Raw genomic sequence first — 24,917 nt, forward strand, 5'->3', positions numbered from 1 at the left:
AGGATGTAACACGTAACAGAAATCGACACCTTAAAGGAGGCCGTATCTATGTACAAATCAATCGTAATCGGAACAGGACCTGCCGGATTGACGGCAGCCATCTACTTGGCACGCGCGAACTTGAAGCCGCTCGTTATCGAGGGAATGCAGCCGGGCGGTCAGCTTACGACAACGACGGAGGTTGAGAACTTCCCTGGATTTCCGCAAGGAATCATGGGTCCCGAGCTGATGGATAATATGCGTCAACAAGCGGAGCGCTTCGGTGCAGAGTTCAAGAGTGCCTGGGTCGAATCCGTTGATTTCTCCGAGCGTCCGTTCAAGGTGAATGTCGAGGGCATGGGCGAGCTTCTGGCTGAGTCCGTTATTATATCGACGGGAGCTTCCGCGAAGTATCTCGGAATTCCGGGAGAGCAGGAGAACGTTGGTCGCGGCGTAAGTACATGCGCCACATGCGACGGGTTCTTCTTCCGCGGGAAAAAGATCATTGTCATCGGCGGCGGCGACTCCGCGATGGAGGAAGCCAGCTTCTTGACGCGTTTTGCTTCCAGCGTAACGGTAGTGAACCGCCGGACCGAGCTGCGTGCATCCAAGATCATGCAGGATCGTGCACGTGAGAATGAGAAGATCCAGTGGGCTCTGGACCGTACGCCGGTTGAGGTGGTTACCAGCGAAACCGGTGTTAAAGGCCTGAAGGTCCGCAACAACGAGACCGGAGAAGACGAACTGATTGAAGCGGAAGGCGTATTCGTGGCTATCGGCCATACACCGAACACGGGCTTCCTTGGCAATCAGATTACGACCGATCCGACTGGTTACATCCTGGTTAAACCGGGAACGACGGAGACGAACATTCCGGGCGTATTCGCTTGCGGCGATGTCCAGGATACCCGTTACCGCCAAGCTATTACGGCTGCAGGCACAGGCTGTATGGCCGCTATGGACTGCGAGAAATATCTCGAGGGTCATATGGTGCATGACTGGAGCGAAACGCTGAATAAATAATCCCCGATTTTTTGAGGGATGATATGTAAAATAGAAAAAGCCTCTGGGCTATACGGCTGACGGTTTTGCGAGACTATCTCGTAAAAACCTGTGCTTGTGTAGCCCGGGGCTTTTTTTGCTGGGAGGTTACAGGCTCAATGCCTTGTTGGCATTGTTCATATCATTCTCCAGCAGCTGCTCCAAATTGTAAGACGGATACAGACCGCGTACATACATGAAATAGAAGATCTTCCCGTGCAGCTCTCACCGGATGGAGGAAGGGTGCATCTGCCCAGCCCCGAGCCTTATAAATCTTGCGCCAACCGCACCATGTCACGCAGTCGCATGCCGTTCTCATAGATTTCCTCATCATAATGGCGAACAAAAAAGTCCCGATCGATGCTTGTCATCCGAAATCCGCATTTCTGATACAGCGCCAGCTGCGCCACGCCAGTGCTTCCTGTGCCCACTTCAATTGTTGCATATCCGAGTTCCCGTGCCTGCCCGATGGCATGATTCACAAGCTGTTTGCCATAGCCCTGGCCGTGCAGATTCTCTCTTACCGCAACGTTAACCAGCTCGATCGTATCGGGCCTTGTAGGCAGCAGGACGTAGACCCCGATCTGATGCGAGTCCTCTTCAGCCACATAGCAATGACCGCGCTTTACATAGTCATCAACCAGCCTTAACGATGGATCCGCAAGCAGCAGCAGGTCCATAGGGGGTTTTTCATGAGTATTCAGCTTTCTAATGTTCACGAGCGTTCTCCTTATATCTATAGTGATTTTAAAACAGGTTTATTGTAACATGCCTGGGCACGGAATTCCTGGATTTGGATGATTTCAACTGACGGTTGAATTCTTCCGGGATTCAAAAACCAGGTTATTGTATGCCTTACGCAACGCCCCTACAATGAAGTTATATAGGAGCGTGATCCATATGAGAGACATGTTAGCCAAAAATATTAATCGTTACCGCAAAGAAAGGGGGCTCACCCAGGAGGGATTGGCTCACAAACTGGGCGTTACCTTCCAGGCGGTATCCAAATGGGAAACGGGACAGACCATGCCCGATATCGCGCTGCTTCCGGAGCTGTCCCGGCTGCTGAACGTCAGCATCGATAAGTTGTTTGGTTATTCTGGGGCGGGCAAGCCAATCAGCATATATGAAGAGGAGTACAAAACACCGGAGTACTATTGGGGCACGGAGCCGAACGCGGCCTGTTACCAGGTGCTTGAAATGATCCCGCCCACAAGAAGGGTAAAGCTGCTGGATATCGGGTGCGGGGAAGGGAAGGATGCCGTGTTTTTTGCCCGTAACGGCTATGAGGTCACAGCATTCGACATATCGGATGCGGGGATCGAGAAAACGAAGCGATTGGCTGATAACATCGGAGTACACGTGAATGTATTCAAGGCGGATATTTCGGACTACCGTCTAGACTCGGAGTTTGACGTGTTGTATTCCAGCGGCGTTCTGCATTATATCAGACCCGAATATCGTGAAGAGATCTTTACTAATTATAAAAAATTCACGTCGGCAGGGGGATTTCATTGCCTGAATGTGTTCGTACAAAAGCCGTTCATAACGCCTCCTCCCGAGGATGAGCCGTACGCTTACGACTGGAAATCCGGGGAGCTTATGATGCATTATCACGATTGGTTGATTCACAGCTGCCCGGAGGTCATTTTTGATTGCAATTCGTCAGGTATACCGCACCGGCATGCGATGAGTAAGTTGATTGCACAGAAGGCGTAAAGGAAAGCGAGTTAGGCTGCTTTCTAACTTTTTCGTACAAATATGAGGATGGTTAACATAGCGGCCCCTTCCCAAACATACATAAGGGTGTAGATTAATATTGGCATGGGAGGTTTTTCATGAACAACCATAACCATTTTGGTTATCCAGCGCCGCCTGCGGGTTATGCACCGGGTTACTATGCTTATCCCCCGCCCCAACCGATACCACTGTATTACGCGCCTCGTACCTCGGCAATTCCGCAGCCAGCCCATTACGCAACGTTGGTTGAACCGGTATTTATTGAACATCTGCTCCGGCATAAAGGAGCCAAGGTAGTCATCGTGACTACCGCGGGGAAAGTCGATGGGATTTTGTCCGCAGTTGCGGTGGACCATCTCCAATTGACGGTTGGGGATAATAAGGCACTGCACATTCGTCTGGCCGAGGTGGTGTACTTCGAGGGAGTTCCGTTCTGATAAATAGGTGGGCAAAAATAGTTTAAATAAAAAATTACCGGCTGGAAGGGAAGGATTAGGCCAGCAAATCGCCAATTCATACAGTACAGATCCGAAGGCGTTCCGATGGGGACGTCTTTATTCTATTGAACTGAGACCGACCGATTGGACGGGTCGGTATGGAGGAACGATGAAAAAAGTACGCATTCCATTCGACATAAAAACGCTGCCTGTTAGCTTGCAGCCCTATATCCAGACAGCTGCCGTCTATGACAGCAGCTCCTCGGAACAGGCTAAAACCCTGTACATCGAGGGAGCGAACCAACCGATGTTTTTGAAGATAACGAAACGAGATGAACTTAAGAGAGAAGGGTTGATGTCGGATTATTTACACGGAAAAGGCCTGGCTCCCAAGGTGCTGGCCTATGAGCAGCATGGCGATAACGATTACCTGCTGACCGTCGCCCTGCAAGGGGATGATGGGGTGTCCAGGGGACATCTGGAAGATCCGAAGAGACTGGCTGCCGTGTTCGGGGAGAGTTTGCGTTATCTCCATTCTATATCTGCTGCCGATTGTCCCTTTCCGAATCGAACAGCTGAACTTGTCCAGGAGTATCAGGAAGGCATCATGAACAAAATGGGAGATATCAAAGGGTTTCCGGGCGGAAGAGAACAGGCTCTATTATGCCTTGAGAAGCTGCAGGGAACGGCTGATCATGATGTGCTGCTCCACGGCGATTATTGTCTGCCGAATTTGATTATGAGAGATTTCCAGCTTGAAGGTTTTATCGATCTGGGTTATGGCGGGATCGGAGACCTTCATTACGACCTCTATTGGGGAATTTGGACGCTTCGATATAACCTGGGAAGCGATGACTACCAGGATATTTTTCTCGACCATTACGGCCGCAACGATTTTGATCGGGAGAGATTGGCGCTATGGACCGCATTGACGGATAGTATCTAGGGTGGGAAGGAAGATGCACATGAATTTATACCATATTCGAGTCGCTGGCCGGGAGGATGAATCCTTTTTGCGGGAGATGCTGTATGAGTCTCTGTATGTGCCCGAGGGAGAGGAGCCTTTTAGCCGAGACATACTCGAAGAGCCGTTCATGAAAAAATACGTGGACGACTGGGGGCGAGCGGGCGATTTAGGCTATATTGCCGTGAATGCCACAGGGAAGCCGATAGGCTCGATTACGATCCGTCATTTTGATGAAGAGAACAAAGGGTTCGGTTATGTGAGTGATGACATTCCCGAGCTGGGCATGGCGCTGCTGCCGGAATCCCGCAGGCAAGGGCTTGGAACGGCCCTGATGAAGGAATTGTTCAGAGGAATGAAGGAGCAGGGGATTCAGAAGGTATCGTTAAGCGTCGCTCCCGAGAACACGGCCGCTATGAAATTATATGAGCGTTTCGGATTTCAGGAGGTAGGCGTAAGCGGAACATCTATCACGATGGTTGCGGATGTAATCTGAAACACGAGAATTGGTGATTTAATAATGAAGATGGGGGATCACGATGCTGGTGTACGGGGCTGGACCGATTACGGTTCGTGAGCTGGAGGAGAAAGATGAATTATCTTTAGTTTCTTGGTTGTCGAATCCGGATGTGCTGCAGTATTATGAGGGACGGGATAATCCTCATGACGTGGAGCGGGTGCGGGAGCATTTCTATGTCGATGATGATGAGACCCGCTGTATTATTGAGTATGAGGGGAAACCGATCGGGTATATCCAGTTTTATCTTTTGGATGAGGAGACGTTAGGCGAGTATGGGTATAACGGGAGTGATGCAGACTGCAGAACATTCGCCACGGATCAATTTATCGGGGAGCCGGATTATTGGAATCGAGGCATCGGTACGAGGCTCGTGACTTCCATGGTGGAGTATCTCGTGTTTCAGAGGCAGGCTGACCGGATCGTGATGGACCCGCAGGCTTGGAATGAACGGGCGATTGCTTGTTACGAGAAGTGCGGCTTTCGGAAGATCAGGCTGCTGGAGAAGCATGAACAGCATGAAGGAGAACTGCGGGACTGCTGGATTATTGAGTATCGGGCTGAGCGTAATTAAATATATTTGGATATAGAGGGATGGGCCAGCCTGGCTCATCCTTTTTTGTTCCGCGCAAACGCGCAAAAAGTAAAATTCGTTCCAAAATGCACATTTCTCTTTCTTATAAGCGGCAGGCGACTTTTTTACAATGGAGGTATCCAGATTCTACGTTCAACAGCATCGGTCTCAAATAGAGATACAAGTGAAATGTGGTGCTAAGCAAAAATGCCCAGGAGGAGAGACGTATGAAACGAACAAACAAATCTGCCCATCTTAGCATGGCAGCGAAGGAGCAAATTGCCGGATATTTATTTGTTGCTCCTTTAATGCTTGGGCTGTTTATTTTGACATTAATCCCTGTCATTGGGTCTTTGCTGCTAAGTTTCACGAATTGGAACTTCGTAGCCGGGATGGGTGCAATCAAATTTGCAGGACTGAGTAATTTCGTCACCCTATTCAAGGACAGTGCTTTTATGCAAAGTTTGGTTAACAATCTGGTCTTCATTATTACCGTTCCTGTTACCATGATTTTGGCCTTGGTACTTTCGGTACTGATTGACCGGCAGGTCTATCTTAAGGGTGCCTTTAAGGTTATTTACTTTCTTCCCTATATTTCAAGCATTGTTGCTGTCGCCATGGTGTGGCAGGTTCTATTCCACCCATCTCTTGGCCCGGTGAATAAGTCGCTGATGTCCCTGGGTATAGATAATCCGCCGAAATGGCTTGCGGATATCGATTTTGCGCTGCCGTCCCTGATGATGATTCAGGTGTGGATCCTATTAGGGTACAACATCATCATCTATATTGCCGGATTACAGTCCATCCCAAGAGACCTGTATGAAGCTGCCGAGATTGATGGAGCGAATGCATGGGTGAAATTCCGCAGTATTACGCTGCCGTGCATATCGCCGACCACCTTTTTCTTATTAGTGACCGGGATCATCGGCACCTTCAAGATTTTTGATCTGATCCAAGTTCTAACACAGGGCGGACCGGCTAATTCGACAACCGTCATCGTATATGAATTATACGATACAGCCTTCAATCAGCTGAAGACAGGTTATGCCTCCAGTATGGCTTTGATCCTGTTCCTGATCTGTCTGCTGATCACGGGTGCACAGATGCTAGCTCAGAAGAAGTGGGTCAACTATTAGAGGTTGTTCAAAAAGTCATCCTTTGATCACGAAGCAGCACATGAAGCTTAATCGATATCGAATATTGAATTTAGCCGGGCATGAGAGGAGAGGTATCCCATGAAATTAAATATATCCAAATTGATTTGGACGATCGTTATGGCCTTCATCGGTATTCTGTTTATTCTTCCGTTTGTATGGATGTTGTCAACCTCCTTTAAACCGGAGATGGATGTGTTCAAATTTCCGATTGAATGGATTCCGAAAAATTGGAATGCCGTAGAGAACTACCAGACGGTATGGAGCGGACAGTTCGTACGTTATTATTGGAACTCCATTTATATCACGATCGCTACGACCGTCATTAATGTGTTTGTATGCGCACTTGCAGCCTATGGCTTCTCCAAGCTGCGTTTTCGCGGCAGAGATGCCATGTTTGTGCTTGTTCTGGCTTTGTACATGGTTCCGCCGCAGGCTTCGCTGGTACCGCAGTTCTTATTGTTCAATTGGATGAATCTGATTGATACTCATGCGGGTCTGATCCTGTTGAACAGCTTCAGTATTATTGGGGCATTCATGTTGAAACAATTTTTCATGGGCGTAAACAATGAATATATCGAGTCCGGCAAAATGGATGGGGCGGGTCACTTCCGAACCTTCTGGCAGATTGCTCTTCCGCTTATCCGTCCGGGTGTCGCTACTTATGCGATTCTCCGGTTCATCTGGACATGGAACGACTATCAGTATCCATTAATTTTCTTGAAGTCCAAAGATCTGTTTACGATCCAGCTCGGCATCCGACTCTTTGGGGACCAATACGGGGATGTATATTCCCTCATGATGGCTGGCGCCGTATCGGCCATATTGCCTCTGCTTATCATTTTTGCGATTGGTCAGAAGCAGGTTATCGAGGGCATTTCGCTTGGCGGAGTCAAGGGCTGATAAAAAGTCAAAATAGTTTGGCTTCCGTAAAAATAGGGAACTACGCTAAAAGATCGATCATGATAGGATGATTTTGTAAGCACTTACTTCTATGAATAACGGGAAGCAGTTACTTTCGAGGAGGGTCAATATGAAAATCAAGAGATTATCGGCGATGTTGTTGAGCTTATCCTTTGCGCTTGTTGTTTCGGCTTGCGGAGGTGGAGGCAGCACGACGTCTGATTCGGCCGCTCAAGGCAGCGCGGACGCAGGCAAGGAAGCAGCACCTGATCAAATTGTGTTGAAACTAAGCACGTGGCAGACAGATGCAAAAGCGCAATGGAGCAAGATTATACCCGAGTTTGAGAAGAAGCATCCAAACATCAAGGTGGAGCTAGATCTCCTGAACGAGAAGGGCGATTCGCTGGCATCCATGCAAAAACTGGACCTGATGGCCGCTTCAAATGACCGGTTGGATATCGTCGAGCTTCCTTATACGAATTATTCGCAGCGGGCAGACATCGGACTTTTTGAACCGCTCGAGAGCTACATAGAACAAGATGGCTACCAATACGATGATGAATACTTGGTGGATACCAGAGTCAACGGCAAAATTTACGCACTGCCATCCTCCATGCAGCGCTGGTTCGTCATTATGAACAAAGCGATGTTGGAGGAAGCGGGTCTGCCGATCCCAACGGACTGGACGTGGAAAGAGTTTGAGGGTTACGCGAAGAAGCTGACCAAGGGGGACGGTGTCGAGAAACGATATGGCGCTTACCTGCACAATTGGCCGGATTACTTCCAGCTGCAATTGATGAGCAAGCCGTCTGATAATACGTTTCTTAAAGGCGATGGAACATCCAATGCCAAGGACCCACTGCTGAAAGCTAATCTGGAAATGATGAAGCGAATGATGTATGAGGATAAGAGTGCGAACCCGTACGAAGATATTATTTCGCAAAAGCTGGCTTACCGTAATCAATATTTCAACGGGCTTGCTGCTATGCTCCCTATGGGCGATTGGATGGTGGCGGAGTCTGGGGGAACGGACGCCATTCCGGCTACCTTCGAAACCGTATTTGCACCTCTGCCTAAACTGGAAGGGGAAAGCAAACATTACTCCCCGGTACAACCGACATATATGGCAGTGGCAGCAAAATCCGAAAATAAGGAGGCCGCTTATCAATTCGTCAGATGGTATACGTCCGAAGGTCTCGAAATCGGGGGAAGAGTATTCTCCGGCTGGGCCAAGTCGGATACGGATAAGCTGATCGATACAATTGTAGGCTCCTCGAAAGATCCATCGAAGATCGATGTGGAGTCACTGAAATATACGATTAATAACACGGTGCCAGGATCAGCTCCCGTGCCTGTAAAATATGCCGAGGAAGCAAAGAATGTTGTGATTCCAGAAGCAGAGCTGTATATTCTGAATAAGCATGATCTGGACAAAACGATCGACAGCATCGATCAGAAGATTACCGAGGTTGTGAATAGTAATAAAAATTAGGCTGAGTTCGCAAGAACGTGATATGCCTAATGCATTAACAGGATACGAGGATGGTTAAGGGGAAAACTCAGGTTTTCCCTATTCCAATTCATTAAGATTTGAGGACTGCATCTGTGATGATTCCCAAATTTTCATTGCGAAAAAAATTAATCTGGTCAGCACTGTTATGTTTTCTGCTCCCCCTGGGCGGAATATATTGGGTTACCAATTATTTAACCAAGGATCTTCTGCTGGATAGGGCCATTGTGAGCTCTGAGGATGCACTAAAAGCGGTTCAATCCGATGTGAATAGCGTTCTGGATCAAACATTGGAGCTGTCCAACATGGTGCTGACGAACTCGGAGATCAGACAGCAAATTATGTCCAGGCAGAAGCAGGGCACGCAGGAATACAAGAATGAGATCCTTGTAAACTACAGCCGCTTGATCCGGCTGCTCGATGAGCTCTTTAGGCAGCATGATGATTATTATGTCACCATCCTTGGAAAGAACGATTTTACATATACCAATTATTCTCACAACGACTTTAATCCAGCCATTTTATACAAGCAGCCGTGGTTTGCGGAGCTAAACCAAATTCCCTCGTTCTCAACCTATTGGGTGGGATTGCAGGACAATTATTTTCATACTGCCGATAAGGATGGTTCTTATCTGGTTACGATCGGGCGACCGATAAGAACCTCCTCCAATAGCATCATCGGTTATGTCATCATCAGCGTGAATGAACGTAAAATCCGCAACCATCTTCAGAGCGGCTCTAATTCAGACCAGGATATGATGCTGTTGGATGAGGAGGGCGTGGTCATCTCTCACTCCGATCCGTCCCTAATCGGAAGCAGAATGACCTGGTGGAATCAGGATGAACGTGCAAGAACGATTGAAATGGACGGCCAGGAATATGTATACGCCGAGCAGTCCATTCGCCCGAATACTTGGAATCTGGTCAGCTTAATCCCATTATCATCGGCCGTCTCCAAGTATAAACAGATTTTATTAATCAGTTTTGGGCTGCAGGTGCTTTTCTTTACCTTATTCTGTATCCTTTTGATGGTGTTGATTTCGGCCTTTACGAAGCCGATGAGGGAACTGAGCGGCTTCATAACCCGCATTGGCCGGGGACAGCTGGATATCCGCTCGGGGATACGCGGCAACAATGAGGTGACTCAGCTTGCACGGACGATTGATCATATGCTGGACAGGATCGAATCCAATATTGAGCAAATTACCGTGGAACAGGCCAAGAAGCGAAAGGCCGAGCTGGAGATGCTGCAGGCTCAGATCAACCCGCACTTTATGTTTAATCTTCTGAATTCCATCCGGCTTAACATACTGATCAAAGGGGATAAAGAGAACGCCGAATTGATTGCTTCCTTGTCTTCCCTGCTGCGAATGACGATTAACCGCGATAATGAATTTATTCCACTTCATGAAGAGGTGCAGACGGTTCATCACTATATCCGGCTCATGAATTTCCGGCATGCCAACCAGGTGAGACTAGAGGTGAATTACGAGGCAGGCTGCGAGCAAGCGTTAGTTCCGCGCTTCATGATTCAACCAATAATTGAAAACGCTATTATTCATGGCTATGAGCAGTTTGCCGGGGTCATCTTCATTGAGGCGGTCCATATCACTGAAAAAGGAGCTAACGACATCAGCATCACGGTCCGTGACAACGGGATCGGTATGAGTGAGGCTGCGCTTCAAGAGCTGCGTGCCAATGTGGACTCGGTTCAGGGAGCAGCAGCACCTGCCAAAAAGGGATTTTCCGGCATTGGTGTCAAGAATGTATTTCAGCGCCTTCGTCTGATCTACGGAACGAACGCCCAACTGGAGATTCACAGTGAGCAGGACATTGGAACAAACATCACGTTAAAGTTTCCATTCGAGGTGGAGAGAGGTGAGCATGGTGTTGACAGCGATTCTGGTGGACGATGATTATCCTGTTGTACGCTATTTGTCACAAAGCATTGCGTGGAGAGAGCTGGGTGTTGAATTGATCGGTTGTTACTCGAACGGCTTGGAGGCTTGGGAGGATGCACAGCTTAAGCAGCCTGACATTATTATTACGGATATCGGAATGCCCAAGATGAATGGCCTGGAGATGCTTGAAAAGTTCAACTCAGTGAATCCCTTGTTTCGAGCTGTCATTTTATCCTGTCATAACGAGTTCCATTATGCGCAACAAGCTATGAAGCTGAAAGTGAGTGATTATATTCTAAAAGAGAGTTTGGATGTAGAGCAGCTGCAGCAGCTGCTGCATAACATCGCCGTTGATCTGAGCAAGGAGAAGCACAAAGCGGCAGAAGTGATGATGTATATGCAGAAGGAATCGCTCAATCGGTCCGCGCTAAAAGATCAATTGCTGAAGGATACCCTGTACCAGTTATCCTGGACAAAGGAAGCATGGATTAAGCATGCCCGGTTAAATGGTGTCGACCTTCAGGCCAGATATTACTTGCCTTTCGTTGTCTCTATCGACCGCATGCCCGAAGTTTCAAAGACCCGCAAAATGAACGATTATACGATTGCATTCGCGGTCGAAAATGTGCTGCAGGAAGTGCTCGATTCAATGCACCGCAGCGTTATTTTTCATTACAGCAACAAAGAACTGGTTGTTTTCATCTGTTGCGAGGACCCTGTTAAGGAACAGCAGATACTCTACTATTCCCTGCAGCGGGCGATAACGGCCATGAAACAATATTTGAAAATATCAGTTACCTGCCTATTGGGACGGGAAGCCGCAGCACCTGAAGAGCTTCGGCTTATATTAATGCCCATGCTCAAGGAATGGAGCCATCGCTTCTATCTGGAGGAATCCAGCATCTGCCGGTACGAGAAGGCGTCCTTCACCAGCGGAGATATGTATGGAGAGTATGCCGTATTCTTCTCGCGGATCAATGACATGCTGGCCTTGAATCGGCCTGAGCACGTAGAGGAGATTGTAAAGGAATGGGCGGCATGGGTGGAGACAAACCGGTTCCCTCCTGCAGATGTGAAAGAATGGGTGCTGCAGCTGCTCATGGATTTACAGATGAAAACGAAAGTGACATTACAGGTTCAGGACAGCATAACCGAAGAGAAGCTGTATGACGCGATCAACGATATTCATTCCATGGAGCATCTGCGGAGCTGGATCATGGCATATCTGACGGAGCTCTCCCGCAGATTAAGCGTATTATCCATCCGCTCTAAGCGTTCTGAGATCATCCAGGCACAGAAATATGTGATTCAGCACGTGACCGAGAAATTGACGCTTGAAGAGATGGCGGGTTATTTAAATTTGAACTCAAGCTATTTCAGCCGCTTGTTTAAACGTGAAACGAACCAGAATTTTATCGAATATGTCAATATGGTCAAACTCCAGAAGGCGAAGCAGCTGCTTCAACAGTCTAATAAGACTGTCGAGGAGATATCGGACTATCTGGGTTATGCCAACAAGAGCTATTTTATCAAATTGTTCAAACGGGAAATAGGCATGACGCCGAGCGAGTTTACGTCTTGGAGTTAATAATCGATAGGAGGAGAGTGAGATCATGGAACAGATACAAGGATCGCTACAAGGCCTTCCACTTCGCACCAAAGCTGATCTGCAGAAGGCCGTCCTGGACACGCTGGAGCCTTTGAAGCAGCGATTCACATCGGGATATGCTGGACTAACGCTTGGATCTACAGCAGCCCTATATAGTGACGCCATTGCACTTATGGAGGCTTTTGCCAGGCCCTTATGGGGATTAATTCCTCATGCCAGTGGAGGCGGCGAATCGGATTTATGGCCCCTGTATCTGAAAGGCATCGTGAATGGTACGGACCCGAAGCATGCCGAATATTGGGGAGAGTTTACGACACAGGATCAGCGTATGGTCGAGCAGGCGGTATTCGGATTTGGACTGGCGCTTGCTCCGCATAAGCTGTGGGAGCCATTGCAGGAGCAGGAGAAGCAGCAGTTGTACCGGTGGCTCAATCAGATCAATCTCGTGGATCATTCCAATCCGAACAATTGGCTGATGTTTACGGTGCTTGTAAATATGGGCTTCAAGAAGGTGGGCATGCCTTACAATCAAGCCATTATGGATGAGTATCTCGATATGATCGATACTTACTATTTAGGCGATGGATGGTATTCGGACGGCAAGACAGATCAGCGGGATTATTATATTCCGTTTGGGATGCACTTCTATACGCTGATCTACGCGAAGCTGATGGAGCAGGATGATCCTGAGCGTGCACGGATTTATAGGGAGCGGGCGAAGACGTTTGCCGAGCAATTCATTTATTGGTTCGCCGAGGATGGAAGCAGTCTGCCCTTTGGTCGAAGCCAAACCTATCGCTTCGCGCAGGTCTCCTTCTGGTGCGCGCTCGTATACGCTGGCGTGGAGCCCTTCTCCCTTGGCGTAATCAAAGGAATCATTATGAGGCATTTGCGGTGGTGGTTCGCCCAGCCTATCTTTACGTCAGATGGCTTGCTAAGTATCGGATACGCGTACCCCAATTTGATCATGGGGGAGAGCTACAATGCGCCGGGATCACCATACTGGGCGTTTAAGTCATTTCTCATATTGGATTTGCCGGATGATCATCCGTTCTGGATGGTGGAAGAGGAACCCCTGCCAAGCTTGAAATCAGTGTCAGCCCAGCCTCATGCCAGAATGTTGATTTGCAAACCGGAGGATGATGGACATATAACAGCCCTGGCTTCCGGTCAGATGGCTAACTTTGATATGGCGCACAGTGCAGCCAAATATGCAAAATTCGCCTATTCTACGCGATTTGGTTTCAGTGTTCCCAAAGGGTATTATGGCCTCGGACAGGGGGCTTACGATTCGATGCTTGCTCTAAGCGAATGCGATGAGCATTATCGTGTACGCCGCTTTTGCGAGGAGTTCCGCATCGAAGAACAGCATGTTTACTCCAGATGGCTTCCTTGGCATGATGTCGAAGTGCGGACATGGCTGGTTCCTGCCGGACTGTGGCATGTACGGATTCACCATATTCGTTCCAACCGCTGTCTGACTGCGGCTGAGGGCGGATTTGCCGTGGGAAGGATGACGAATTTTGCCCTCAGCGAGACCGAAGCGGTCAAAGCGGAACCTGAGCGGGTGGCTGCGATGATGCCGGGCGGAATCAGTGGAATCGTCAATGTGCAAGGATACGGCGGTGCGGTCATGGTTTACCCGGAAGCCAATACCAACCTGCTTAAGCCAAGAACAATGATTCCAACGCTAACCGTCCAGCTGGAGCCGGGCGAACATGTTTTGATATCAGCCGTATACGGAGCTTCAAACCGCGAGGAGAATCGGAGGCGCTACGACCTCCCTCCGATTGTAGAGTACACACTCGAAGGAAACATCGTGGTTACGGATGCCGAGAACGGAAGCGTCCTTTTTCGTTTGGACATATAGCACAAGAACAGGAGCAAGAGGAGGATGAACATGTGGAAGGGTGCAATTGAAGATGCCATTCAGAAAATCAAGCAAAACATTAGGAAGCATCCGGGGAAATTGCCGCACATTATCGAGGGCCAGCGATACGAGTGGGGCGATAATAACGACTGGATCGAAGGATTCTATGTAGGGATGATGTGGCTTGCATACGAGTATGGGCACGATCCCTACTATAAGGAGGCGGCCGAGTCTTATTTGACCAATTTCAAAGATCGGCTGGATCGGCACGTGGCATTGGATCATCATGACATCGGCTTTCTATATTCACTGTCTGCGGTAGCGCAGTGGCGTGTAACGGAGAGCGAAACTGCTCGTATGACGGCACTCCAGGCGGCGGACACCTTGCTGGCACGGTGGCGCCCCCAAATGGAAATCATACAGGCATGGGGGGCAGCGAATGATCCGGAGAACGGGGGACGGATCATCATCGATTGTCTGCTGAATCTCCCGTTATTATTTTGGGCTCATGAGCAGACAGGGGAAACAAAGTATTATGATGTTGCCATGAAGCATGCCTTGCAGAGCCAGAAATTTCTGGTGCGTGGGGACGGGTCCTCCTACCATACGTTCTATTTTGACGTTAACAATGGAAATGCGCTTCGGGGCGGTACGCATCAAGGGTACCAAGACGGATCGACCTGGACACGGGGTCAGGCTTGGGGGATATACGGTTTTGCACTGGCTTACAGATATACGAAGCATGAGGCATTTTTGGATACGGCCAAGCGTCTTGCCCGATATTTTATCGAACGTTTGGCTGAGGATGGGGTTGTCTATTGGGACTTCGATGTGCCAATTGATGAGGGCACACCGCGCGACAGCTCCGCATCGGCTGTCGCAGCGTGCGGATTGCTAGAACTTTTGGAACTTATGGAAGACCGTGATCCGGACAGGATGCTGTTCGAGAGTGCCTTGAACCGCAGCATGAGCGCATTGGTGGAGCATTATTCAACGATGGACCTGCCCGATGCGGAGGGGCTGTTGAAGCACGGATCCTATCATGTCAGGGGGGACCGGGCACCGGATGATTATATGATCTGGGGAGATTATTTTTATTTGGAGGCGCTGGTCCGGCTTGAACAAGGAATTAAAGGCTATTGGTACGAATCTTAAAGCGAGATATGTAACGGGTATAGACCTCTGTCGGCGATCTGCTGGCAGAGGTTTTTTGTGTATCTGACGAACGGGACGAGGCAGCGGAATCAAAGAGGTAAAAATCGTGTGGCATCCGTCAAATTTGTTCATTATATCTGTTTTTTAACTTTCCTATAATAAGGTTGATCTAAAATGTAAGTGCTTACAAAAGAACGGAGGGAGATTATGTTTGGGAAAAGGCCTATAGCCCGCACGTTAATACTCCTATTGTTTAGCCTTGTTGTGGGAACCGCGATTATTGCCGTTGTCCTAAACATGGAGATGCGGGCTTCAGCGGATGAAGTCGTTCTCACCATTGATGATGAGCCCGTTACGGTTCAGGAGTTCCAATTTTTTTTACGGCAAAATAAAGCATGGACTACTAGCTACTTCAAGCAGAAACACAATGCCGATTATAATGAAGACTTTTGGACTTCTGCTTATAAGGGAGAAACACCGCTTGATTATGCCAGGCAAAAAACGGTGCAGGATGTAACACGCATAAAAACCGAACAGAGCCTGATGAAGCAGCACGGGATCATCCAGGATGTATCCTATGCGTCCTTCTTAAGGCATCTGGCAGCGGAGAATGAAACCAGGCAACAGAAAATTCGGGAAGGGCAGCCGATATATGGTCCTCAGCAGTATGGTGCCGATTCGTTTTACTCCTATACGCAGAGCATGAATTATCAAAGATTAATCGATACGTTGGTTAAGCAAACAAGGAATTCGCTTGGCGATAAGGAGCTGAAGGCCCTTTATGAAGAGGTCAAACCCGAATATTTTCATCTGGGGCATGCGTTCGTTTATGAAAAAGTAACGGCCTCAGGCACGGAGTCCTCCCGTACCCTAAATACCCTTCAGGAGCTTGTACTCTCTGAGAAGTTTAGTGTCGAGGAAGCTATCGCAAGGTTGAGCCCCTCAGGCGTTGAGGTGCAGAAAGACACGCTGGATATAGACACCAAATCCAAAGACGATGATGCAGCGCGTTATCTACACGATGTGCTGACGTCTACTCAGCCGGGTGAGTTTACCGCTATTCAACAAGATGCGGAAGGCTCTATGATGTTCAGGCTTCTCGATACCAGGGATAAAGGCTATGCGCCGTATGAGCAGGTTAAAGCTTCCCTGGTTCAACTATACATTCAGAAGCAGCTGGAACAGCAGGTAAGTCAGAAGTTACACAATGCTAACATTCGGATCAACGAGGAGGTGCTGAGGTCGATTTCGTTCTAATTCTGATAACCAAAAGATTGTGTCAGGAGGATGATGTAATGAATCATGGGAAAAGAAACAGCAAGCGAAGGTTGCTCACCGTTTGTCTTAGCATGATATTGGCGGTTTCCCTGGGAATTCCCGATCTGCACGGGAATCGGGTAAGTGCGGCTGAATCCTTGGAGGCAGCGGCTTCTGCCCGAGCTGCATCGGGAACGGTCTACTATGTCAGCGCGGACGGGGATGATGCCAATGATGGAAAGTCAGAGAGCCAGTCCTGGAGAACGCTCGAGAAAGTGAATAACATGAGCTATGCGCCCGGTGATCGAATTTTATTTAAAGCCGGGGATGTGTGGAATGGATCACTCAAGCTTCGGGGAATATCCGGTACGGCGGATGCACCGATCGTATTCAGCAGTTATGGCAATATTAAGGGGCTTGGCCGACCGGTTATTAACGGGAATGGCACAACCACCACCGAGAGATCTGCGATTATAGAGAACTACAAGGGCGTTACGGATAAGACGATGTCGGCCACCATCGATGTAGTGGACGGCAGCTATCTGGAGTTCTCCAATTTTGAGCTGACCAACTACCATCCGGATATCATCTCGCAACGAGCGGGCATCAATATCCGCACAGCCTCTACCACGGTATCGGAATGGGAAGCGAATCCTCACATGGGGATTGTCGTCAAGAATAATTATATTCATGACGTGAACGGCAATCCAAAGGGCTGGAAAATCGGAAGTGGCGGAATCCTGATTCTCGGTAATATTACGGACGTTCTCGTTGAGGGCAACATCGTGAAGCGGGTGGATATTGAAGGGATACGTAACGCCGGACTTTATAAAGAAGGCGATATTAAAGCCAATTTCCCAAGAGTCTTCAAAGATATTATTTTCAGAAACAATTATGTAGAAGAAGTCCAGGGCGATGGCTTTGTGATGAGCAACGTCGGCGAGAATGGCCGAATGGAATATAACACCGTAGTCAAACACTCAGCCAAAGACGTGGGGAATGTCAACTACGCGGGACTTTGGGTCATCGCTGTCAAGGATATGGTCATGCAGTATAACGAAGTGTACGGCGGGGTGTACGGGTATAACGACGGCCAGGCCTTTGACGTGGACATGTTCTCGGAAGGAGCGCTATACCAGTACAACTACAGTCACAGCAATCGCGGGGGCTTTATGCTCTTTATGGACGGTTCAACGAATTCCGTGGCCCGGTACAATATCAGCGTGAATGACGGAGACGGCAGATATCTGCTGCATTATTTGCCGAAACAGGCACAGTATGCACCTCTAATTCATAACAATACATTTTTTACAGACGAGAATATCTCCACCAAAATCTTTAACACTTCGGGCAAGTATGCACGGCTCTATAACAACATCTTCTATTCCAAGGCAGATACGCCTATGGGTGCCATCTCCTTCTCCGGCGGGGAGATCAAGAACAATATTTTCTATCCGGGAACGGGGATTAAGGGTACTGCATTCCCGGGTGCAGTCGTAGAGGACAATATCTTTGAAAGCCCGAAGCTCGCCAGACCGGGTGAAGAACCGAAAGATATCATTCAGGCAGATGCGAGCCTCTTCGATGCGGAGAAGCTAAATGGTTATAAGCTGTTATCGGATTCGCCTGCCATTAATGCAGGACTGGATGTGAGCGTACACACCCCTTCGGTATGGGGCAAGGCAGATAAAGACTTTTACGATAATCCCCTGACTGACGGTAAAGCGGATATCGGTGCGCATGAATATTCGGGTGATGCACCAGCTAATCGGGTACCTGAAGTACTGCCCATGGCGATGAAACTGAATCAGGACAAGCTGGACTTGTATGCCCAGCAGGCGGGCCAAACGTTAGCAGTTGAATTCACACCCAAGGACGCATGGTTCAAGGGGATAAAGTGGTCCAGCAGCAATCCGCGAGTCGCGGCAGTAGATGCGAAGGGTTTCATCACTCCACTGAGCCCGGGGAAAGCGAGCATCAGGGCCGAAAGCACGTTCAATACTGCCATTTATGCGGAGACGCAGGTTACGGTTCATCCGCCATCCATGCTGAAGTCGTATCAAGTCGGGGCAGATCAAGCGGAGATATCGGAGTCTCATCCTTCCGTACAGCTTCGAGTCGACGGCGTGACAGAGGAAGGCATTACTCTGAAACATGCGCCTTATTACAAAGTTCAATTCAGGACGGACCAGGATCGGGTCACCTTGGATCAGGAAACCGGAATTCTAACGGCAAATGGTGATGTCTCCGGTATGGATGCGATAGAAGTCACGGCTGATGTCGAAGAATACAGCGACATTCAGTATTCACAGAGTTTTGAAGCGGGCTGGGGAGACTTCGTGTCGGAGACCGGAACGCCAATTGAGACAGGGGTCATCTCTGATCAAGTAGCGTATCAAGGAGAACGAAGCGCCTTATTTGTAAAAGGGAATGGCAGCAATGCGATACAGAAGCTGTTCGGATCACCGCAGCAAGGCATTGTTACCATGATGTTGTATGACGATGGCTCCAAATCGGGGAATACCCGAGTTGTTGCCCATGTCGGAAACGCAAGAAGCCAGCTGCTTGCCGGTATGGGCGTGCTGTATGATGGGAACCCGAACTATGGTTCCCAGGACTATTATTCCGTGAGGGCAAGCGGTGTTTCAACGGCTTGGGAAAAAACGAGCATTAAGCGTAGTAAAGGCTGGCATGAACTGAAATGGGACTATACCTCGGGAACCGAATTAAACATGTACATCGATGGTCATCTGGTGAAAACGACAAACGTGATCACCCATTTCGACCGGATTGTGCTTGGCTTCCTGTGGGACAGCGCGAACGGCCGTACCTTTGCCTTTGACAATATCAAGTATGCTTCGACGGATGACAAGGTGACGAAACCGGCTGAGAAACTCACGCTGTCTGTACATCAGAAAGTGGATAGAGCTGCCTTGAACCAGGCGATTACCGTCGCCCAAAGCGTATATGATCCGGCCGTGGAAGGAACTGAGCCCGGACAATATCCAGCAGGTTCGAAACTCCAGTTATTCGATGCCATCGAAGCTGCTGAGGCAGTGCTTAACCAAGCAAATGCGCTGCAGGATGAAATCGACGCTGCCGTCACTGTACTTCAAGCGGCTGTGGCAGCATTCCAGTCCTTAGTGATCGTGGACCCGGGAGCTCCAGTGGATAAAAGTCGTTTAAACGAAGCGATTACCGTGGCCAAATCGGTGTACGCCGAGGCTGTGGAGGGAGTAGAGCCTGGACAATATCCGCCGGAGGCCATGCTGCTGTTCCATCATGCGATTCAGGCGGCAGAAGACGTGATGATGAATGAGGATGTGACGCAAGCGGACGTCCAGGCGGCCATCAGCGCCATAGACGGGGCCCTTGCAGAGTTTAAAGGGAGCATGATTCCAGGAAGTAAAGTCCCTTCTTGGTTAGGAGGCATACTCACAGCGGAAAATGTCTCTGCCACCAGTATTCATCTTCATTGGTCAGGTGAGGTTCAGGCAGATCAAGTTGAAGGCTATACAATTTCTCGGAATGGGGTCGAATTAGCCAATGTAACCGGGTCAGTATACCGTTATCATGTCACAGGGCTAAGTCCTGACAGCATATACAGCTTCAAGGTTGAAGCAGGCAGTAAGGATAAGTGGAGCCATGACGGGCCAAGTATTACCGTCAGAACAGCCGCACTCGTAACGGAGCCTGGCGGCGGTTCATCGGATGGAGGGACATCGTCAATCACCCCATCCCCAACCGTTCCGAAGACCGGGAACCCGGAGGAGGAGTCCAAGGAAGCTGAAGAAGATAATAAGGGAGAGGTTGAGAAACCGAGCCCTCCGAAGCTGGAGGTGCATCTTCAGGATATTGATAAACACTGGGCTTCAAAGGCGATTGAGAAGGCCGTTGAGCTTGGTTGGGTACAGGGATATAAAGATCATACCTTCCGTCCCAACGCCAAGATTACACGTGCCGAGTTTGCAGTGTTGTTAGGAAGGGCGCTGGGATTGGGCCAGGGCCAGCAGGGGACAATAAGCTTCGAAGATGCGGACGGGATTCCTGCTTGGGCGAAAGCATTTGTTACAGGGGTTGTTAAAGCCGGAATCATGAATGGTTATGAGGATCAGACCTTCAGGCCGGCCCAAGAGCTGACCCGGCTGGAGATGACTGTCATGATCGCCAGAGCAAAGAAGCTTCCATTAGACCCTCAAGCGAAAATTTCCTTTGCCGATGCAGATCAAATCCCTGCGTGGGCTCAGCCTTACGTAGCAGCAGCTGTTGAAGCGAAACTGATCCAAGGCAGAGGCCAGGGGGTGTTCGCTCCACAGGCTCATGCTACCCGCGCTGAATCTGTCAGTTTGATTGTTGCAATCCTCGGTGAGTAAGCCATAGCCGAGCGAACATGCAAAGAGCAAGAGAGTACGGTTCCTGTTAGGACCGTGCACTCCTGCTCTTTTTCTTCGGACTCATATCGTACGGCCTAAGCTCGATTTCGGTTGCTCGACTCTTAGGGAGCCTCTTTCAGCTGCAGCTGCAGATGGTGCTTGGCGAATACTTCCCGCATGGCAGCTTTCGCCTCCATTTGGTCCGGACCATAAACGTAGAGAAGGTATGTTTGGTTGCGGTACAGTGTCATGCTTAGACCCAGTATGCTTTTTGCGTCGATATATTGATCCGGCCCAAGGACGAGTACGATGCTTGATGAGAAATCATTCGCCCTCATATTAATGTCCACGATGGCTCGTATGCTGCTCCCCATTCCTGAACCCTCCCCGTTTCATGGAATCGTAATCGTCATCTTTAGCGGTATTCCCTTGGAATACGGCGCGCGACCCCGGTTCGGATGGCTGCCTGGATGACAAGGTCCCGGATGCCGTTGACGACTTGCTGGTTGAATACGCTCGGGATGATGTAATGCCGGCTCCGTTCCTTGTCCGTGACCGTCGAAGCGATCGCTTCGGCTGCGGCGAGTTTCATCTCCTCATTGATGGCGGAGGCTCTGCAGTCCAGGGCGCCGCGGAAAATACCGGGAAAACATAACACGTTGTTAATCTGGTTCGGATAATCCGATCTTCCCGTTGCAATGACGCCCGCGATATCCTCGGCCTCCTCCGGCAGAATCTCCGGGATCGGATTGGCCATCGCGAAGACGATAGGATGCTCTGCCATCGCCTGAACATCCTCTCTCTTCAGGATTCCGCCGGCAGACAAACCAATAAACACGTCGGCGCCATGGATGACGTCTTGAAGTGATCCGGAACGCCGTTCGGGGTTGGTGTTGCTGGCGTACCATTGCCACATGGGATGGTCATACGTCTGATCGGCGGTCAGCGAGCCGAGGCGATCGACGCCGATGATGTTCTTCACGCCAGCCGACATCAGGATCTTGCTGCAGGCAACGCCCGCGGCGCCAATGCCGCAGACGACAACCTTCAGATTCTCCACGGATTTACCGACGACCTTCAGCGCATTGATCAAGGCTGCATACAAGACGACAGCCGTTCCGTGCTGGTCGTCATGGAACACCGGGATGTCCAATTCCTCGCGCAGGCGCTGCTCAATCTCAAAGCATCGCGGCGAGGAGATATCCTCCAGATTGATACCGCCAAACGCGGGAGCGATCGCTTTGATCGCCGTAATGATGCCCTCGGTATCCTGCGTATCCAGGCAGATCGGGAAGGAGTCTACGTCCGCCAGCTGCTTGAAGAGCATCGACTTGCCTTCCATCACCGGCATGGCCGCATAAGGGCCGATATTGCCAAGTCCCAGGACGGCGCTGCCATCGGAGATAACGGCCACGGTGTTACGTTTGACGGTGAGCGTAAAGGCTTTACGCGGTTCTTCGTGGATCGCCATGCATACGCGAGCAACATCCGGCGTATACACGCGGGAGAGGTCGTCGCGGTTCTGGATCGGCGCTTTCAGCTTGGTTTCAATCTTTCCTCCAAGATGTAGCAGGAAGGTGCGATCAGATAGATGCAGCAGCTGAACGCCGGACATGCTGCGAATGCGCTCGGCAATAATGTCGATGTCGATAGTGTCGATCACGGTGATGGTGACGTCGCGAATCGTGGTATGCTTGCTCGTCTGAATGACGTCAATGGCCACGATGTCGCCGCCAGCCTCAAAGATGGCGGCCGTTACTTGACCGAAGCTGGCTTCTTCCGTATTCATTTCAATTCTAGCGATGACACTTTTCCCGCCTAGTTTGCTGGTATTCATGACTGCCTCCTTGAGCTATCGATATACGTATGATGGTTAGCCTTCTTCGTTCACGACAACTTCCTTGCCTCTTCGCTTGAGCAGAATCGGAACGACAATCCAGAGCAGGGCGATGATGAGAAATGCCAGTGACATCGGCTTCTGCAGGAAGATCATAAAGTCGCCGTTGGACGTGGTCAGCGCCCGGCGCATATTGTTCTCGATCATGGGACCCAGCACGAGTCCGAGCACCAGTGGCGCGAGCGGAAAGTCATTGCGGGCCAGCAGGAAGCCGGCAATGCCGCAGATGAGCAGCAGGACCAGGTCGAAGATCTGCGCTTGCACGGCGTAAACGCCGAAGATGGAGATGGCAATGATGATTGGAATGAGATATTTGGCCGGGATCTGGATGACCTTGGCAAATACTTTGACCAGCGGCATGTTCAGTATGAGCAGAAGCAGGTTGCCGATGAGCATACTCGCAATCAGTCCCCACGCAACTTGAGGATGCTCCTCGAACAGCAGCGGGCCTGGCTGGATGTTGTACATGATGAGCGCCCCCATCAGGATGGCCGTTGTCCCGGAACCGGGAATACCCAGCGTCAGCAACGGGATCATGGCGCCTCCGGAAGCCGCGTTGTTAGCCGACTCGGGAGCAGCAACGCCAGCGATGTTGCCTTTGCCGAAGGATTCTGGATGCTTGCTGACCTTTTTCTCAACGATATAACTGAAGAAGGAAGCAAGCGTTGCGCCGGCGCCCGGCAAAATACCGATAAAGAAGCCGAGGATCGAGCCTCGGGCAATCGGTCCCGCGCTATCCTTCAGGTCTTTACGTGTCGGCAGGATGCGACCGATCTTGGAAGTTGGACCTGCTGCGTAGTCTCTCTCCAAGATGGATTTAAACACTTCGCCAAGGGCAAACAAACCGACGGCGATCGTTAGAAATTCCAGTCCGGAGTACAGGATAGGGATATCAAAGGTGAACCGGGCAACGCCGGATACGGTATCCATGCCGATGGTAGCGAGCAGCAGACCGAATACGGTCATGATGAGTGCCTTGGTGATCGATTTGCCTGCAAGCCCGCTTACTGCACAGAGTCCCAGCAGCATGAGCGAGAAATAATCGGCCGGGCCGAATTTAATCGCTACATTGGATAAAGGCTCCGCCAGCGCGATCAATGCCACAAGCGCGAAGAGCCCGGCTGCGAAAGAGCCGATCGCAGCGATGGACAAGGCCGGGCCTGCTCTGCCTTGCTTCGCCATCTGGTAGCCGTCCAGCGTCGTCACGACAGACGAGGACTCTCCGGGCGTATTGAGCAGGATCGAAGTTGTAGATCCGCCATACATGGCTCCATAATAGACGCCTGCAAGCAGAATGATTGAACTGGTTGCTGCCGCTTCCGCCGGCAAGCCGCTAGTCATGGAGGCGGTGACGGGAATCAGAAGCGCGACGCCGCTCATCGGACCGATGCCGGGCAGTACGCCGACCGAAGTGCCGATCAGCACGCCTATAAAGGCGAAGAGCAGATTATGCCACTGCAAGGCGGTCATAAAGCCATCCGCCAAATAATCCAGAACGTTCATAGTAGATTCCTCCCATGCTCATGATAGCCAAGACGGGAAGCCCGGCATGGAGCCTTCCAGCAAGACAACAAAGATGACGTACACGCCGCCGGAGAACAGTGCGGAGATTAGAATGGATTTCAGCCACTTGCCTCGTTCCAGCGTCTGAAACGCAAACAGGAGGAACAGGAAGGTGCCGATGATATATCCGATGAATTCCAGGAAATAGGCATAGAGAAAGGCTGCCGCAAAAATCATGAAGAAGCGTTTATAGTCCAGCCTCTCCACATGGTTCTCCGTCGGCTTGGCTTTCAGGGCTTCATAAAACAAACGAATGCTCAGTAGCACAAGCGCTAACCCAAGACCGAACGGGAATATGTTAGGGCCGACGGTGCTCCCGTATGCGGATGCGCTGATCTTGGCGCTCTGCCACATAAAGCCGACGCCAAGGAGCAGAAATACGATACTGGCATAGCGGTCAAACGTTCTGTTCAAAGTTGACACCTCCTCAAGGATGAAAAGGGAGAGGGGAGCTGCACTGTTCCCTCAAATTC

At 50.0% G+C, this 24,917-nt stretch carries 20 protein-coding genes and 1 pseudogene; 15 read left to right on the plus strand and 6 right to left on the minus strand.

Translation table 11 applies throughout. The annotated features are described in order from the left end of the window. Positions 1 to 48 precede the first annotated feature (48 nt). Positions 49 to 1,002, plus strand: coding sequence for a thioredoxin-disulfide reductase (trxB, locus tag NYE54_RS00820; protein ID WP_076326141.1), 954 nt, complete (start codon positions 49 to 51; stop codon positions 1,000 to 1,002). Positions 1,003 to 1,128: 126 nt separating this feature from the next. Here the strand turns inward: trxB and NYE54_RS00825 are convergent. Further along, positions 1,129 to 1,245, minus strand: a pseudogene (locus tag NYE54_RS00825) (spore coat protein); the annotation flags it as partial. A 41-nt stretch (positions 1,246 to 1,286) separates the two neighbouring features. Further along, positions 1,287 to 1,739: a GNAT family N-acetyltransferase gene (locus NYE54_RS00830; protein WP_339269315.1), complete on the minus strand. Its 453-nt coding sequence runs from the start codon at positions 1,737 to 1,739 to the stop codon at positions 1,287 to 1,289. Between the two features lie 181 nt (positions 1,740 to 1,920). Between NYE54_RS00830 and NYE54_RS00835 the strand changes: the two genes are divergently transcribed. From NYE54_RS00835 to NYE54_RS00900, 14 genes are all read left to right on the plus strand, one after another. Further along, positions 1,921 to 2,739: a helix-turn-helix domain-containing protein gene (locus tag NYE54_RS00835; RefSeq protein ID WP_339269317.1), complete on the plus strand. Its 819-nt coding sequence runs from the start codon at positions 1,921 to 1,923 to the stop codon at positions 2,737 to 2,739. 119 nt (positions 2,740 to 2,858) lie between these two features. Continuing rightward, complete coding sequence (locus NYE54_RS00840) at positions 2,859 to 3,197, plus strand: DUF2642 domain-containing protein (protein ID WP_339269318.1); 339 nt, start codon at positions 2,859 to 2,861, stop codon at positions 3,195 to 3,197. Between the two features lie 169 nt (positions 3,198 to 3,366). Then, the gene (locus NYE54_RS00845; RefSeq protein ID WP_339269320.1) at positions 3,367 to 4,143 is read left to right on the plus strand and encodes an aminoglycoside 3'-phosphotransferase; all 777 of its coding nucleotides are present in this window, start codon (positions 3,367 to 3,369) and stop codon (positions 4,141 to 4,143) included. Positions 4,144 to 4,162: 19 nt separating this feature from the next. Further along, the gene (locus tag NYE54_RS00850) at positions 4,163 to 4,657 is read left to right on the plus strand and encodes a GNAT family N-acetyltransferase (RefSeq protein WP_339269322.1); all 495 of its coding nucleotides are present in this window, start codon (positions 4,163 to 4,165) and stop codon (positions 4,655 to 4,657) included. A 43-nt stretch (positions 4,658 to 4,700) separates the two neighbouring features. Further along, complete coding sequence (locus NYE54_RS00855; RefSeq protein ID WP_339269324.1) at positions 4,701 to 5,252, plus strand: GNAT family N-acetyltransferase; 552 nt, start codon at positions 4,701 to 4,703, stop codon at positions 5,250 to 5,252. Positions 5,253 to 5,479: 227 nt separating this feature from the next. Continuing rightward, positions 5,480 to 6,388 carry a sugar ABC transporter permease gene (locus tag NYE54_RS00860; RefSeq protein ID WP_076326148.1) on the plus strand — a complete coding sequence of 303 codons (909 nt, stop codon included), beginning with the start codon at positions 5,480 to 5,482 and terminating at the stop codon, positions 6,386 to 6,388. 99 nt (positions 6,389 to 6,487) lie between these two features. Beyond that, a complete protein-coding gene (locus tag NYE54_RS00865; protein ID WP_339269326.1) occupies positions 6,488 to 7,309 on the plus strand; it encodes a carbohydrate ABC transporter permease in 822 nt (273 codons plus the stop codon). Positions 7,310 to 7,439: 130 nt separating this feature from the next. Next, on the plus strand, positions 7,440 to 8,801 hold the full coding sequence (locus tag NYE54_RS00870) for an extracellular solute-binding protein (RefSeq protein WP_339269328.1): 1,362 nt from the start codon (positions 7,440 to 7,442) through the stop codon (positions 8,799 to 8,801). A gap of 116 nt (positions 8,802 to 8,917) precedes the next feature. Continuing rightward, entirely contained in the window at positions 8,918 to 10,735 is a 1,818-nt protein-coding gene (locus tag NYE54_RS00875) for a sensor histidine kinase (RefSeq protein WP_339273347.1), read from the plus strand. Next, positions 10,704 to 12,308 carry a helix-turn-helix domain-containing protein gene (locus NYE54_RS00880; protein WP_339273348.1) on the plus strand — a complete coding sequence of 535 codons (1,605 nt, stop codon included), beginning with the start codon at positions 10,704 to 10,706 and terminating at the stop codon, positions 12,306 to 12,308. The genes NYE54_RS00875 and NYE54_RS00880 overlap by 32 nt, the downstream gene beginning before the upstream one ends. Before the next feature lie 25 nt (positions 12,309 to 12,333). Further along, positions 12,334 to 14,199, plus strand: a complete 1,866-nt coding sequence (locus NYE54_RS00885) for a DUF2264 domain-containing protein (RefSeq protein ID WP_339269330.1) — start codon at positions 12,334 to 12,336, stop codon at positions 14,197 to 14,199. 30 nt (positions 14,200 to 14,229) lie between these two features. After that, the gene (locus tag NYE54_RS00890; RefSeq protein WP_339273350.1) at positions 14,230 to 15,354 is read left to right on the plus strand and encodes a glycoside hydrolase family 88 protein; all 1,125 of its coding nucleotides are present in this window, start codon (positions 14,230 to 14,232) and stop codon (positions 15,352 to 15,354) included. 207 nt (positions 15,355 to 15,561) lie between these two features. Next, the gene (locus tag NYE54_RS00895) at positions 15,562 to 16,611 is read left to right on the plus strand and encodes a peptidylprolyl isomerase (protein ID WP_339269331.1); all 1,050 of its coding nucleotides are present in this window, start codon (positions 15,562 to 15,564) and stop codon (positions 16,609 to 16,611) included. Between the two features lie 38 nt (positions 16,612 to 16,649). Next, positions 16,650 to 20,984, plus strand: coding sequence for an S-layer homology domain-containing protein (locus NYE54_RS00900; protein ID WP_339269332.1), 4,335 nt, complete (start codon positions 16,650 to 16,652; stop codon positions 20,982 to 20,984). A gap of 122 nt (positions 20,985 to 21,106) precedes the next feature. Here NYE54_RS00900 and NYE54_RS00905 read toward each other — a convergent pair whose 3' ends face one another. The 4 genes from NYE54_RS00905 to NYE54_RS00920 are packed head-to-tail and all read right to left on the minus strand — an operon-like array spanning position 21,107 to position 24,858. After that, positions 21,107 to 21,358 carry an HPr family phosphocarrier protein gene (locus NYE54_RS00905; protein ID WP_076326153.1) on the minus strand — a complete coding sequence of 84 codons (252 nt, stop codon included), beginning with the start codon at positions 21,356 to 21,358 and terminating at the stop codon, positions 21,107 to 21,109. Between the two features lie 41 nt (positions 21,359 to 21,399). Then, positions 21,400 to 22,821: an NAD-dependent malic enzyme gene (locus tag NYE54_RS00910; RefSeq protein ID WP_339269335.1), complete on the minus strand. Its 1,422-nt coding sequence runs from the start codon at positions 22,819 to 22,821 to the stop codon at positions 21,400 to 21,402. Positions 22,822 to 22,857: 36 nt separating this feature from the next. Then, on the minus strand, positions 22,858 to 24,384 hold the full coding sequence (locus NYE54_RS00915) for a tripartite tricarboxylate transporter permease (RefSeq protein ID WP_339269337.1): 1,527 nt from the start codon (positions 24,382 to 24,384) through the stop codon (positions 22,858 to 22,860). Positions 24,385 to 24,402: 18 nt separating this feature from the next. Then, positions 24,403 to 24,858: a tripartite tricarboxylate transporter TctB family protein gene (locus NYE54_RS00920; protein WP_339269339.1), complete on the minus strand. Its 456-nt coding sequence runs from the start codon at positions 24,856 to 24,858 to the stop codon at positions 24,403 to 24,405. Positions 24,859 to 24,917 lie beyond the last annotated feature (59 nt).

This window comes from Paenibacillus sp. FSL K6-1330 (assembly GCF_037976825.1).
Taxonomy (GTDB): domain Bacteria; phylum Bacillota; class Bacilli; order Paenibacillales; family Paenibacillaceae; genus Paenibacillus_AQ.

Excerpts from the sequence above, each read along its gene's own strand:
- trxB (WP_076326141.1), top strand. The coding sequence starts at position 49 with ATGTACAAATCAATCGTAATCGGAACAGGACCTGCCGGATTGACGGCA.
- NYE54_RS00835 (WP_339269317.1), top strand. The coding sequence starts at position 1,921 with ATGAGAGACATGTTAGCCAAAAATATTAATCGTTACCGCAAAGAAAGG.
- NYE54_RS00840 (WP_339269318.1), top strand. The coding sequence starts at position 2,859 with ATGAACAACCATAACCATTTTGGTTATCCAGCGCCGCCTGCGGGTTAT.
- NYE54_RS00845 (WP_339269320.1), top strand. The coding sequence starts at position 3,367 with ATGAAAAAAGTACGCATTCCATTCGACATAAAAACGCTGCCTGTTAGC.
- NYE54_RS00850 (WP_339269322.1), top strand. The coding sequence starts at position 4,163 with ATGAATTTATACCATATTCGAGTCGCTGGCCGGGAGGATGAATCCTTT.
- NYE54_RS00855 (WP_339269324.1), top strand. The coding sequence starts at position 4,701 with ATGCTGGTGTACGGGGCTGGACCGATTACGGTTCGTGAGCTGGAGGAG.
- NYE54_RS00860 (WP_076326148.1), top strand. The coding sequence starts at position 5,480 with ATGAAACGAACAAACAAATCTGCCCATCTTAGCATGGCAGCGAAGGAG.
- NYE54_RS00865 (WP_339269326.1), top strand. The coding sequence starts at position 6,488 with ATGAAATTAAATATATCCAAATTGATTTGGACGATCGTTATGGCCTTC.
- NYE54_RS00870 (WP_339269328.1), top strand. The coding sequence starts at position 7,440 with ATGAAAATCAAGAGATTATCGGCGATGTTGTTGAGCTTATCCTTTGCG.
- NYE54_RS00875 (WP_339273347.1), top strand. The coding sequence starts at position 8,918 with ATGATTCCCAAATTTTCATTGCGAAAAAAATTAATCTGGTCAGCACTG.
- NYE54_RS00880 (WP_339273348.1), top strand. The coding sequence starts at position 10,704 with ATGGTGTTGACAGCGATTCTGGTGGACGATGATTATCCTGTTGTACGC.
- NYE54_RS00885 (WP_339269330.1), top strand. The coding sequence starts at position 12,334 with ATGGAACAGATACAAGGATCGCTACAAGGCCTTCCACTTCGCACCAAA.
- NYE54_RS00890 (WP_339273350.1), top strand. The coding sequence starts at position 14,230 with ATGTGGAAGGGTGCAATTGAAGATGCCATTCAGAAAATCAAGCAAAAC.
- NYE54_RS00895 (WP_339269331.1), top strand. The coding sequence starts at position 15,562 with ATGTTTGGGAAAAGGCCTATAGCCCGCACGTTAATACTCCTATTGTTT.
- NYE54_RS00900 (WP_339269332.1), top strand. The coding sequence starts at position 16,650 with ATGAATCATGGGAAAAGAAACAGCAAGCGAAGGTTGCTCACCGTTTGT.
- NYE54_RS00905 (WP_076326153.1), bottom strand. The coding sequence starts at position 21,358 with ATGGGGAGCAGCATACGAGCCATCGTGGACATTAATATGAGGGCGAAT.
- NYE54_RS00910 (WP_339269335.1), bottom strand. The coding sequence starts at position 22,821 with ATGAATACCAGCAAACTAGGCGGGAAAAGTGTCATCGCTAGAATTGAA.
- NYE54_RS00915 (WP_339269337.1), bottom strand. The coding sequence starts at position 24,384 with ATGAACGTTCTGGATTATTTGGCGGATGGCTTTATGACCGCCTTGCAG.